At 54.1% G+C, this 13,366-nt stretch carries 7 protein-coding genes and 1 rRNA gene; 7 read left to right on the top strand and 1 reads right to left on the bottom strand.

The window, feature by feature from the left end; all coding sequences use genetic code 11:
* Positions 1–240: 240 nt before the first annotated feature.
* Positions 241–3,633 (bottom strand): Ig-like domain-containing protein, encoded by a 3,393-nt coding sequence (locus ACUIAG_RS07000; RefSeq protein WP_445339477.1) that lies wholly within the window; start codon positions 3,631–3,633, stop codon positions 241–243.
* A 657-nt stretch (positions 3,634–4,290) separates the two neighbouring features.
* On the opposite strand from ACUIAG_RS07000, the gene arfA reads away from it, so the two are divergent.
* The 7 genes from arfA to ACUIAG_RS07035 all read left to right on the top strand — a co-directional run bounded on the left by arfA (position 4,291) and on the right by ACUIAG_RS07035 (position 13,257).
* Positions 4,291–5,823, top strand: coding sequence for an arabinosylfuranosidase ArfA (gene arfA / locus ACUIAG_RS07005; RefSeq protein ID WP_445339478.1), 1,533 nt, complete (start codon positions 4,291–4,293; stop codon positions 5,821–5,823).
* 55 nt (positions 5,824–5,878) lie between these two features.
* Entirely contained in the window at positions 5,879–7,279 is a 1,401-nt protein-coding gene (locus ACUIAG_RS07010; RefSeq protein ID WP_121914840.1) for an ABC transporter substrate-binding protein, read from the top strand.
* A gap of 53 nt (positions 7,280–7,332) precedes the next feature.
* Positions 7,333–8,247: a carbohydrate ABC transporter permease gene (locus ACUIAG_RS07015; RefSeq protein ID WP_121914839.1), complete on the top strand. Its 915-nt coding sequence runs from the start codon at positions 7,333–7,335 to the stop codon at positions 8,245–8,247.
* Between the two features lies 1 nt (position 8,248).
* Entirely contained in the window at positions 8,249–9,133 is an 885-nt protein-coding gene (locus ACUIAG_RS07020; RefSeq protein ID WP_024627137.1) for a carbohydrate ABC transporter permease, read from the top strand.
* 98 nt (positions 9,134–9,231) lie between these two features.
* Positions 9,232–10,293 (top strand): LacI family DNA-binding transcriptional regulator, encoded by a 1,062-nt coding sequence (locus tag ACUIAG_RS07025; protein WP_445339479.1) that lies wholly within the window; start codon positions 9,232–9,234, stop codon positions 10,291–10,293.
* 77 nt (positions 10,294–10,370) lie between these two features.
* Positions 10,371–11,207 (top strand): alpha/beta fold hydrolase, encoded by an 837-nt coding sequence (locus ACUIAG_RS07030; protein WP_445339480.1) that lies wholly within the window; start codon positions 10,371–10,373, stop codon positions 11,205–11,207.
* Positions 11,208–11,733: 526 nt separating this feature from the next.
* A 16S ribosomal RNA gene (locus ACUIAG_RS07035) occupies positions 11,734–13,257 on the top strand.
* Positions 13,258–13,366: the final 109 nt, after the last annotated feature.

Here is a 13,366-nt window from a genome sequence, read left to right on the forward strand (position 1 = left end):
TGCTTATTTGCTGATCGCCTCTCTGTGGTCTTGGAGAATGTTCATATCCCTATGACCACGAAGGTCAATCCCTAAAAACACAGAGTAATTTGAAAACGTTATCGAGTCAATTAAGCGTGTCGCTTCTGTCGGGTTGCAGGTGTGTCTGCCGGCGATGCCGGTCTTCCTGTGGCTATCGGAATGGGGAATGGCCACAGGAAAGCCGTTAATTCGACTAAGCCTCACAGTATGCACAGTATGTCATGACTGTTTGCCGCGAGAATGCTGGACCATCATGAAAGCCAGAACGGAAGTTCCTACAAGCACGATGGTTGTAAGGAGGATGAGCGTAACTGCAGACCCTGTGGATGAAAGTCGGAATTCCTGACCTTTTTGTCCTGCTGCTTTCGCGCTCGACCTAGGTTCAGCTTTTGAATCGTTCGCGGTTGACGCATCTGCGGATGTCGCCGGAATCACCTGAAGACGGAAGGACGAGCTGGCACTTCCGGAACTTGCTGTGATCGTGCAGTTGCCAACCTCAAGGGCAGACAGCATGCCTTGGGGGTCTACCGTTGCTATGCGTGGATCCGATGTGGACCAGGTGATGGCGGCATCAGATGATCTCTGCGAATCTGTGGCGGTCAACTGCAATTTCTGGCCCTTACGCAGTGTCATTCGGCCCTGAGCCAGACCGGGGGCATGGATGGTGACTGAACCTGGTTCTGATGGGTGGGACTCTAGGTCTTCGGATGTCGGCGTCCCGATGATTTCAGGGTAGAAAATCAGGGAGTCGATATTCGGTGCCACTCCCCAGGAGACAGCGCCTCTGCCCGTTCCAGCCGGATCCCAGTTCCCCAGTGATAGGGCCCCTCCATTCGTGGATATCTGCAGCGAACGGTTCAAGAAGCTTCTGTCGGAATAGGTATACCTAAACGAACCTCTGGCAAGTTCGGGGCCGTGGCCATCCCCCTGGCGGATTTGCAGTCCGAGGTCCACGATTTGCGGGTTATAGTCGTGCCTGCCAATGAAGGCATCGTTGGAGAATCTGACGGCCACCATATAGTCCCCACGAGGAACCGTGCCTGCCGGAATGGTCATGATGCCGGGATTGTGCGTATTCACCTTTGGTCTGTTGTTGCTATTCTCAACCACCACACGGGTGCGATCGCCGTATCCGGCCGGGCCGCTTTCAGCAGTGGTGAACTGATTTCCCAGGCCGATCACGTATTGGTGGTTTTCGGCATTGGACGAATTCTCAGTGGTCGCGCTCGCCCCGCCGTTCAATTGTTGATCCTCTGCCTGAAGGGAGATGGCAGAGTGACGCAGATCCTTGGATGCGGCGACCTGAACATCGCGTAGACTCACGCCTGTTCCCGAAAGGTCCAGACTGTTGATGCCTTCACTCAGTGCCACCTCAAGACTGGTCGATTGCAGACCTGAGTAGGCGGCAGTGATTCCCGGGAGGGTTTTTCCATTCATGTTCAGGGCAATCGGTGTTCCTTTGGCGGCCCGATAGACGAGTTTGATCGTGTGGTATCCCTGGGACCAGCCATGGATGAAGGCATGAGCATGGCCTGATCGAAGTTCGGCGAACCCGCGACTGCCTTCATTGGAGAAATCGAGCGAGGCTCCGCCGGCAAGACGGAATTGCGTAGCCGGGTAGTCTACGGCATCGCTGGTTCCATCGCGATCCTCGGGAATCCTGTAAAGGAGGAACTTGTCAAGGGTGTTATCCAAGGCCGTCGATCCATGGATACTGATGATGTGTCGTCCTTGAGTAAGGTTCATCTCCAGCTGAGTGCTTCCCCTATACAGCCATTTCGCGGCATCTTTCATGGCAAGTTCGGCGTGATAGTCTAATTCGCCAACGGCTTTGGAGTCCACGCTGACCTTATTAGTCCCTGGGAATCCAGTGTTTCCGCTGATTACCTGCAGCCTGTATTTGCCGTCAGCAGGGGTTTGGACTTCCCAGTCAGCTGTGGCCCCATCCTTGAAGTTGCCGACATCACCGTTGCCGGACGTCATGAAGTAGCTCCACCCATTGCCCGAAGGTGTTTTGTCGTAAGCACGGGCGCCGCCGGATAATTTGGTCCGTTCAGCTTCTGTAACTTGGAGATTTCGGCCCAATTGGTCATCTGTGCGAAGTGACCGGTCCTGGTGTGGCGTGACGACGAGTTGATATGAGGCATACCGATCCACACTGGTTGTGGTGACGTCGAGTGTGCCATTGCGTACCTGAGCATTTGAGAGCGTATTAACTACGCGAGGAGTTGCAGCGATGCCGTCTGGCCCCGTAAACGCATTCTCGCGCACTTCGACATCCACTGTGGAGCCAAACCCCGCCTTGTCCAATCCCGTCAATTGCACGGTCACTGGAATGTTGGCCCCGGTATTCTTCACTTGATCGGCGTTATCGTCGTTGGCGCCTCCGTATAAGACTGTTCCCTTATGGTTGGCGGTATCCAATGCCCCGATACCTTGGAGCGAGTCGATTTTGTCGCGGTGATCGGAATCCACCTGAACAGTCTGATCTCCTCTCAGGTCTCCATACCATTTGAACTGCCACCAGCCTGCATTAGCGGCATTGGCATTGGCCATATTGTCCGATAGGTTGCCTGCATAGTTCCAGTAGGCGGTCTCGGCCTGGACTTTGGTGTCCTCGAACATGCTCATCCATTGCACCAGCTGACCTGGTACAGACATGTCGCGTAGCTCTCCGTACTCGGTGATATTGATTTTTCTGGCAGGCACGCCGATGTCGTGTTCCAAGGTGCGGTAATTCGCGTAGTGGGTTCGATAGTTCTGCAGGCTCTCTTTGCCCAGCTCATGCCAGACGAAGATATCCGGCAGGGTTCCCGCTTCCTTGGTGTGGCGCAGAAAAGCTTCTGATCTATGCTGCCTGAAGGATGAGTCCCCAGGGCCGGCTATGCGGGCGTGCGCTGCTGTGGGGCGCACCTTGCTTGGTTTTTCGCCGGTTTTATATTGTTGCCAGATGGTTTGTATCAGTTGGTAGTCTGCGTCCCAGTCGTTCAGGAAAGTTGTTTTGAACAGCGGGTTCTGGGCATCATCGCCCGTGTAGTACCAGTTGCCTCCGTCTGGCTCGTTGAAGGGGATGAAGGTGTATTGGTCAGGATGCTCTGATTGGGACAATATCTTATTGACGACGATTTCGACAACTTCGCTATAATCCCAACGTCCATTGGACTGATCGGTATAGGTGCCATATCTAGGATCGCTGACAGGAACGTCAGTCACATATGATCGGCCATCTCCCGGGCGTGAACCATGGTTATAGGACCAATCTGGGTAATAATCCTGCATGTATACGGCCAGTTCTCGTCCTCCATTGGCAAAGAACTGGCGCTCCAAGGCCAGGGCGTCCCCGCTGGGGTGTTGGGAGCCCGTTGGCGGTTTCTGTGAGGAATTCTCCACACGGGCGCCGTCGAGAATGGCATCTGTCGGCGATCCTTCGTCGCCCAAGCCGTACAGGGTTCCCGAGGCTCCGCCGAGGAAGTCCCCGGTTGTCTTGCCCATATCGACTTTGAGGACTTGTGCAGGTTTGGCTTCATCGGCGTAGGCTGCTGGCAGAACGCATGTTCCGATCAGCAGGCTCGCGCTCGCCGCTAATGCTATAAGTGTCTGATATTTTCCCATGATGCGTTTCTTCCATCGGAATGCAAAGCAATCGCTCGATTCGGATAGTTCAGGATCCGAGTGAGTGATGCTGAGAACTACATTGTTCACGCGTTGGCCGTCTGATCCTCAACGGCGAGGTCATAATCGGCTGGGTGCGTTGATATGTGCAAGGCCCCCTTCCCTTTAATCGCGGGTTCTGCCTGGTGAATGTCCGTCGCTGGCATATCATCGACGCGACTAAAAACAGCATATTGTGAAAACGTTCTATCGTCAAATATATGCTTCTATCGAGTCATAAAACCCATAAATCAAAGGATTTCTATAGAGGCTATGTTTCATATAGATAACGTTCTCATATTTAAGAAGACGGCAGTGCTTGTGGGCGCAAAGAAGGGCGATCTTACCGCTGAGATGACTGTGTCTGCGGCAGGCAAAAAATAGATACAACGTTAGTATCCATTTGAGCGGATACTTAAATGTTGAACACTGTATATTAGGAAAGGAGTAGTTCAGAATAGTTGATTTGTCAGGCAATCGTATATAGAGTACATTGTCAGTTAAGAAGTACAAGGTTGTATTAAATATCAGGGCGCAGATGCACTGGCATCGGTTCCCGGGTTTAAGACAACGTTGTTTCGCTTCATTCGGTATGGAGGTAGCAGAGGAATGGAATCCATGGCGCAAACCCGTCAGAGACGGTCGTGTATGCATGTGGATGGGAGATATCAGTTAGCGGCGGTCGATGATAGGCTGTTCGGCTCATTCGTTGAGCATCTTGGTCGGTGTGTATATACGGGGATCTACGAACCTGACCATCCGAGAGCCGATGGTCACGGATTCAGGCAGGATGTCATCGATCTGGTCAAGGAACTGGGCGTTTCGACCATTAGATATCCTGGCGGCAACTACGTGTCAGGCTACCGTTGGCAAGACGGAATCGGTAACCCTGCCAGCCGGCCACGTCGGCTTGATTTGGCATGGCATTCCACTGAAACCAACCAGTTTGGCCTGCATGAGATGGAGGACTGGCTTGCCGAACTCGGCGGCAATGAGCTGATGGAGGCCGTGAACCTGGGGACACAGGGGATTCAGGAAGCCTTGGATCTTTTGGAGTACTGCAACATTCCCTCTGGAACAGCTCTGTCGGATTTGCGACGCCAGAATGGGGCAGAGCGGCCTTTCAACATCCGTATGTGGTGTTTGGGCAATGAGATGGACGGTCCCTGGCAGCTAGGCCATTGCGATGCGATTGATTATGCCCGGATGGCGGCCAAGACTGCGGCAGGAATGAAGCAGCTTGACCCGGATCTGGATTTGGTCGTCTGCGGTTCTTCCAGCCATGCCATGGACTCGTTCGGCAAATGGGAACGGACAGTGCTGGAACATACCTATGATTATGTGGATTTCATCTCTTGCCATGCCTATTACCAGCCTCACAATGGCGATATGGAGAGTTTTCTGGCCTCCGGGGTTGATATGAACTCCTTCATCAGGGATGTGTCCGCAGTGATTAACTCTGTGAAAGCCCAGCGGCATAGTGATCATCAGGTCTATATCTCCTTTGATGAATGGAACGTGTGGTATCAGGATGGGGAGAAATCAAAGAATCCAGAGGGTATCGACAACTGGCCGATCGCACCCCGCCTTCTTGAAGATACATATACTGTCACTGATGCCGTTGTCTTCGGCGACCTGCTGATCACCCTTCTGCAAAATGTAGACGTTGTTAGGTCTGCTTCTTTGGCACAATTGGTAAATGCCATAGCCCCCATCATGACCGAGCCGGGCGGGGATGCCTGGAGGCAGACGATTTTCTATCCATTTGCTTATGCTGCACGATATGCCAAGGGCGGTACGGTATTGTCTGCTCCGCTGGAAAGCTCTGAGCACCATACCAACCTCTACGGCACGGTGGCCGATGTCAATGCTGTAGCTGTTCAGCGCTCTGACGGCACACTGGCGGTGTTCGTCGTCAATCGTTCGGCGAAAGGCGACAATCAATTTACCGTTGACCTCGGCGAGAGTGCCTCATATTCACAGGTTGAAGCCTTTACCCTCCATGATGATGATTCACAAGCCGCGAATACGGCTCAGAAACAAGAAAGGGTGGTTCCTTACCGGAACAGAACCGCAGTCATCGAAAACAATGGCAGGCAGGGATGCGTCACGCTTCCTCCTGTGTCTTGGACGATGCTGTTGTTCGCATGAATCAGTTTTGCCGCCCAACAAGGAAGTGGGCGGCAGAGTTCAAAAAGGAGAAAAGATGAAAACAGCACGACTCATGGGTGCGTCGGTACTGGTAGCTGTGATGGCGTTGGCAGCAGGAGCTTGCGGTTCTCCTGGATCGCCCTCTGGCTCGTCCAATAACGAAGCATCCCAAGTGCATAACGATGCCAAAGCCAACGATACTGCCAAATGCCGCAATACGGTTAAAAAGCCCAATGCTGAAAAGGTGACTGTATGGGCCTGGTACCCTGCTTTCGGCAAGCTGGTTGATCACTTCAATGAAACACATGATGATCTTCAAGTCTGCTGGACCAGCGCCGATCAGTCTGCCAAGGCATACTCTCGATTCAACACCACCATTAAGGCCAAGTCCGGTGCTCCCGATGTGATTCAGCTCGAGTATGCAGTTATGCCACAATTCGCGTCAGGTGTGGAAAAGCATCTGGTGGACCTGTCGAAGTTCGGCGTAGATAAGATCCGGAGCAATTACACAGCAGGCGCTTGGAAGGATGTCCAACTGGGAGGTTCTAAAGGAGTCTACGGAGTGCCGGTGGATGTGGGTCCTGTGGTCATGTATTACCGCAAGGATATCTTCGACAAGTATCAGGTCAAGCCGCCAACGACTTGGGATGAGTATGAACAAGCGGGACGTGAGCTCAAGCAGAAGGGTTACACAGGGCATATAGGCAACTGGCAGCCTAATGGCACGCTGTTCAACTACGCCTACTACGATCAGAACGGCGCTAAAGTCTTCAAGTATTCAGCCAATGATCCTGAAAATGTCGGCATCAAGATTAATTCCGACAAGGTAAAGAAAGTCGTCTCCTTCTGGCAGAAACTAGCCAAAGATGACATTGTTGCGACGGACGATACAGACACCGCAGAATGGAATAAGAAGAACGTCGACGGTTCCTATGCGACAATCATCCATGCCTCTTGGTTGGTCGGATACCTCAATGGTGTCAGCGGAGTGCAGGAGGGATCACAATGGCAGATTGCCAAAGCCCCTGTTTGGGACCAGTCAGATCCTGATGTCAACTGCGGCGGCTCGGGAATGGCTGTGACTGATCAGGCCAAGCATACCGAGGCTGCAGCGAAGGTGGCTATGGAGCTCTTTGGGGATGATGCCGCACAGGATATCGCGGTCAATGACAGCGGCCTGTATCCTACATGGACCAAGAAACTCAGCTCGGCGGCCTTCTTGGATAGGCAGGAGCCGTTCTTCGGCAACCAAAAGATCAACAAGATTATTGCTCCGGTGGCTCAGGGGTACAAGGGCTATCAATTCCTTCCGTTCCAGACATATGCCAATGACGAGCAGACCAAGACACTCTCAGCCATTCTCCGAGACGGGAAGAATGTTTCAACGAGCCTGGATTCCTTGCAGCAAACGCTAAGCGACTATGCCAAGCAGCAAGGATTCAAGGTATCTCAGTAAGTCTGGTCGGATCTCATGGGGGGAGCTGATCACTCCCCCCGGGAGGATAAATCATGTCAGCAAAATATGTGTCTGCCAAAAGGCGTCGCCGGCTGAGCAAGGATAATGTGTGGGGTTGGTTCTTCACGTTGCCTTTCGGCATCGTTTTTATTGTATTTCTGGTCGTCCCGCTAGTTTATGCCTTTTACGTGTCCCTTTTCACCTACACGCAAGTGCGTGGAAGTGTTTTCACCGGCCTGGAAAACTATCGACGGGCCTTTTCGGACCCTATATTCCTCAAAGGCATGGGCAGGGTCGTGATCTATACGTTGGTCATGGTGCCGATTCAACTTGGCTTGGCGCTGATTCTAGCCTTGGTCATCGATTCCATGATGACGCGTTTGGCGTCCGCTTCCCGGCTTCTGTTCTTCCTTCCCTATGCCATCCCGGTGGTCATCGGGGCGCTGATGTGGGGATTCATTTACTCGAAGAACCTGGGTCCGTTTACTTCGATCTTTGCCTTATTCGGCCGTCAGCCACCGGATTTTTTGAGTACAAACGGCATATTCGGAGCATTGGTCAATATGGTCACATGGCAGTGGACAGGGTATTACATGGTAATTCTCTACTCTGCCTTGAGGGCCATACCCCATGATCTATACGAATCCGCTCGGTTGGATGGCGCTTCGGAGCTGCAGATAGCTGTTCGGATCAAAACGCCTATGATCAGCAGCTCGTTGGTCATGGTCACGATCTTTTCGTTGATTGGGACCTTGCAGTTCTATACGGAGCCAATGGTGTTGCGCAATAATGCCAACTCGGCCATACCCCCGGAATACACGCCTAATATGTATGCCCAGGCGTTGGCCTTCAACTACAACCAGATTAACTACTCGGCAACGATCTCATTCGCTTTGGGGCTTCTGGTCGTTATTTTCAGTGTGATATTCATGCGGGTTACCCGCAAGCAGTCTGGGTTAGGGGATTAGCATGCTAAAGGAAAAGGATGCGGCTCGTAGAATCGCCCAGCCACATCGCGTGGGTTCGAATCTTCTGTTGATCGTATGCATCATCTATTTCCTGATGCCTGTGTGGTGGCTGGTTGTGGCCGCGACAAAATCCAATTCTGGACTGTTTATGGGTACGGGTGGATCCCTTTGGTTCGACAAGCATTTTGCGCTTTTCGACAATATCAAGGAGCTCAGCACCTACGAAGGGGGCATATATTGGCGATGGCTGCTGAATTCCTTCCTATATGCCTTTGTCGGAGGACTGGGGGCCACTATTATTTCGGTCATGGCCGGTTACGGGTTCGCAAAGTTCAGGTTTGCCGGCAGAAATGCCTATTTCGATATCGTGCTGGGCGCCCTGATGATTCCGACGACCGCCTTGGTCATCCCCACCTTTATTCTGATGTCGCAGATAGGAATGAACGATACTCTCTGGGCGGTTCTGTTGCCTTCGCTGCTGTCGCCGTTCGGCACATACCTGATGCGCGTGTACTGCACGGGATCTCTGCCAGACGAAATGCTGGAGGCGGCCAGGGTTGATGGAGCCGGGGAAATCCGGACCTTCATCCAGGTGGCCCTGCCTATCATGACCCCGGCCATAACCACGGTTTTCCTGCTTTCCGTGGTCAACTGCTGGAACAACTATTTTCTTCCGCAAGTTGTGCTTGCCGATACCAAGCTGTTCCCGATTACAGTGGGATTGACCCAGTGGCAGGCCAAGTCGAATGCGGGCTCAGGGTCGGAGCAGGTATGGAACCTAATTACCTCTGGAGCCTTTATCTCTGTCATTCCTCTTGTCTTGGCCTTCCTTTTCCTGCAGAAGTATTGGGTAAGCGGGCTGACGGCTGGTGCCGTTAAAGAATAGGTCTTCCTCGCATGTTCCGCTTGTGCCCCTCGTCGTTTCGGCGGGGGGCACGTATATTCTCGAATAGGGAGTAATCGTTGCATCCATAAGGAGCGGCAATGCGGAGACGAGTGACCATCAAGGATGTGGCCAAAGAGGCGAACGTCTCCATAAAGACCGTTTCCAATGTGTTGAATCATTCAGGCAGTATGCGTCCCGAGACCCGGGAACGTGTCAAAACAGCCATGACCAAATTGGGCTATCAGATCAACATGTCAGCCAGATCGCTCAAGACAGGAGCAACAGGCATCCTGGGGCTGGGAATATTCGATTTCACCCAGCCCTTTGGGGCCTATCTGGCTGACAAGGTGATAGAAACGGCTCGTGAACGTAAATACGGCGTAGTAGTTAGTACCTATAGCTCGGGTGGGTCGGGTATCCGAACCATTATCGATGAGACCTACCATCTGGCCGCCGATGGATGGATATTCTTCGTTGAACGGCCCTTGCGCGACAAGGGTATTCTGCTCTCGCAGACCTACCCTTTGGTGATGACCGGGGACTATCGCCCATACGGCAAGGCAGACTTTGTCACCATGCCGAATACCGAGGCAGAGCGATTTGCGACGGGACGGCTTCTTGACGCAGGTTGCAGACGGTTGGCTCTGGTTGGGGCGCCAGCCAAGTACAGTCGTCGATCGGTCTTTTCTGCGGTGGAAGGAACCCAGGAACTCCGAGTCAAGGGATATATTCAGGCCTTCGAGGAGCGCGGACTGGAGGTTGATTCCAGTCTTATTGTTAGCCTGCCACGCCTGATGACCGACGAGGGGATTAAGGCAGCCGATTTCCTTCTGGATGATCATCCTGATGTCGATGGAATCATTTGCTTGAATGATGCAGTTGCTTATGGAGTGATGCATCAAGTTCAAAAAAGAGGTCGTTCGATTCCAGAGGATATTCAGGTAGTGGGGTTTGACAATACCCCAGAGGGAAGCTATTCCAACCCTGCTTTGACGACTATCGACCCTTTGATTGACGACTATGCCCGGGTGGCGGTCAGCATGCTGATTGAGCGAATCAACGGATATGCGGGCCCTGTGCGTACTTATACCACGGGTTTTGAGCTTGTTGAACGTGATTCAACACAGGTTGGAAAAGATGCCGATAAAATGACTCCATGACTGGTCGCATTGCGGTAGTTCCCAGTAGCTCCCGATTATATGGGACGCGGATCAATGGTGCGCGCTTTGTTTTCTCGATGAATCCGGCACCTCCTCATGCTCCTATCATTCTTTACCTCCATGGCGGTCCGGGCGATGCCTGCATCCCGCTGACCATGCGCTACAACGCAGCCCTGGAGCGCGATTTCCGCTTCATCAACCTGGATCAGCGAGGCAGTGGACTGTCCTACCATCCTTTTGCGCCTGGCGAGGTAGTAACCATCGATTCGATGGTTGAGGATGTTCACCAGTTCGTGCTACAGCTTCTTCGCGCCTACGGGCAGGATTCCCTCATCCTCGTCGGTCATTCATGGGGCAGCGTCCTGGGACTGGAGATGGTGAAGCGGTATCCCTCGCTCGTTCGCTGCTACATCGGCCTTGGGCAGGTCGTCAGCATGCGCTCCGCTCTTCGGCTAAGACGACATTGGGGGCAACAGAGTTTGGGCTCCCGGCTTGGTTCGATCGTCAGCAAGGAGAGCGGGGCTGCCGACGTGGTGCTGATGATCGATGAGCTGCTGTCTCGTGGCGGGGTTGCCATGCTGTTCGGATCTCTGGGACGGATCATGACCTACCTGCGCTCGCCCTGCTACAACTGGTCGCGTCTGCTCAACCATGCCAAGGGGGTGGCTCAGTCCCGGGCGCGCTTGGACGCTGAGCTGGAGCAGGTCGATTTCAACGGGCAGACCTCTTTCGGGGCCCCTGTTTATTTCATCAGCGGCAAGTATGACCGTCATCTGCCAGGCAGTCTGGTTGAGCGGTTTGCTGATGGGCTGAAGAGCACGCATCGGTTCATCCGATTTGACCGGTCAGGGCACTGCCCACAGTGGGACGAGCCAGAACGGTTCGCAGCAACGGTTAAAGCCCTCTGCTTGTAGCGCCTGTGTAAGAAGGAACTGCAGCCTGGCTGCACGCACCCATCCGCATGGTGGAAATACCTCTTGCGAAGAACCGAATCCACTAATATGAGTCATTGAAGATATTGGTTTGAGCCTCGCTGAAGAGTGCGCGGGGCTCCTGGATAGGTGAAGGCCAATTGAGCGGGGCTTGGTCGGCAAAAACCGACACGCCGTAGAAACCGCGAAATCATTGGGTTCCACCGTGATTTCAGTATGCCAATTTGCGGGTCAACTCAAACTCGTGTAAGTTTACTTCTTGCTGCCCGGCAGTGATGAGAACTCTTCGGAGGGCTTGGAGCTGTTGGTGTGGTGGTGGTTTGAGAACTCAAGAGCGTGTTTGTGCTACTTATAGCTTTTTGATTGCCAGTCCGATGCCCGCCCGGCTGTTGTCGGGTACGTGGGAGCGTTGTGAGGGGTGTCGGGGTTTTTCGTGGGTTGGTTTCCTCCTTATGGAAGCTGGCCCGTCAATTATTGATGTGGGCTGTTTCGGCCTTCTTCATGGTTTTTTGTGGAGGGTTTGATTCTGGCTCAGGATGAACGCTGGCGGCGTGCTTAACACATGCAAGTCGAACGGGATCCGCCAAGCTTGCTTGGCGGTGAGAGTGGCGAACGGGTGAGTAATGCGTGACCAACCTGCCCCGTGCTTCGGAATAGCTCCTGGAAACGGGTGGTAATGCCGGATGCTCCGCATCATCGCATGATGGTGCGGGAAAGGGTTTACCGGCATGGGATGGGGTCGCGTCCTATCAGCTTGTTGGCGGGGTGATGGCCTGCCAAGGCTTCGACGGGTAGCCGGCCTGAGAGGGCGACCGGCCACATTGGGACTGAGATACGGCCCAGACTCCTACGGGAGGCAGCAGTGGGGAATATTGCACAATGGGCGAAAGCCTGATGCAGCGACGCCGCGTGCGGGATGACGGCCTTCGGGTTGTAAACCGCTTTTGATTGGGAGCAAGCGAGAGTGAGTGTACCTTTCGAATAAGCACCGGCTAACTACGTGCCAGCAGCCGCGGTAATACGTAGGGTGCAAGCGTTATCCGGATTTATTGGGCGTAAAGAGCTCGTAGGCGGTTCGTCGCGTCTGGTGTGAAAGTCCATCGCTTAACGGTGGATCGGCGCCGGGTACGGGCGGACTGGAGTGCGGTAGGGGAGACTGGAATTCCCGGTGTAACGGTGGAATGTGTAGATATCGGGAAGAACACCGATGGCGAAGGCAGGTCTCTGGGCCGTCACTGACGCTGAGGAGCGAAAGCGTGGGGAGCGAACAGGATTAGATACCCTGGTAGTCCACGCCGTAAACGGTGGATGCTGGATGTGGGGCCCGTTCCACGGGTTCCGTGTCGGAGCTAACGCGTTAAGCATCCCGCCTGGGGAGTACGGCCGCAAGGCTAAAACTCAAAGAAATTGACGGGGGCCCGCACAAGCGGCGGAGCATGCGGATTAATTCGATGCAACGCGAAGAACCTTACCTGGGCTTGACATGTGCCGGACGGCCGCGGAGACGCGGCTTCCCTTCGGGGCCGGTTCACAGGTGGTGCATGGTCGTCGTCAGCTCGTGTCGTGAGATGTTGGGTCAAGTCCCGCAACGAGCGCAACCCTCGCCTCGTGTTGCCAGCGGGTCATGCCGGGAACTCACGGGGGACCGCCGGGGTTAACCCGGAGGAAGGTGGGGATGACGTCAGATCATCATGCCCCTTACGTCCAGGGCTTCACGCATGCTACAATGGCCGGTACAACGGGATGCGACATGGCGACATGGAGCGGATCCCTGAAAACCGGTCTCAGTTCGGATCGGAGCCTGCAACCCGGCTCCGTGAAGGCGGAGTCGCTAGTAATCGCGGATCAGCAACGCCGCGGTGAATGCGTTCCCGGGCCTTGTACACACCGCCCGTCAAGTCATGAAAGTGGGCAGCACCCGAAGCCGGTGGCCCAACCCGTTTGGGGGGGAGCCGTCTAAGGTGAGGTCGCGATTGGGACTAAGTCGTAACAAGGTAGCCGTACCGGAAGGTGCGGCTGGATCACCTCCTTTCTACGGAGATTTTGGAAATCCTTCCGCGCGTGCTGCGCGGGGGTCGTGCCTGCGGGTCCGGCCGGTTGGTCGGATGGTGTGGGCGTGCTGGCGTGGAACGGTCTTGAGG

The sequence above is a fragment of the Bifidobacterium sp. ESL0825 genome (assembly GCF_052606465.1).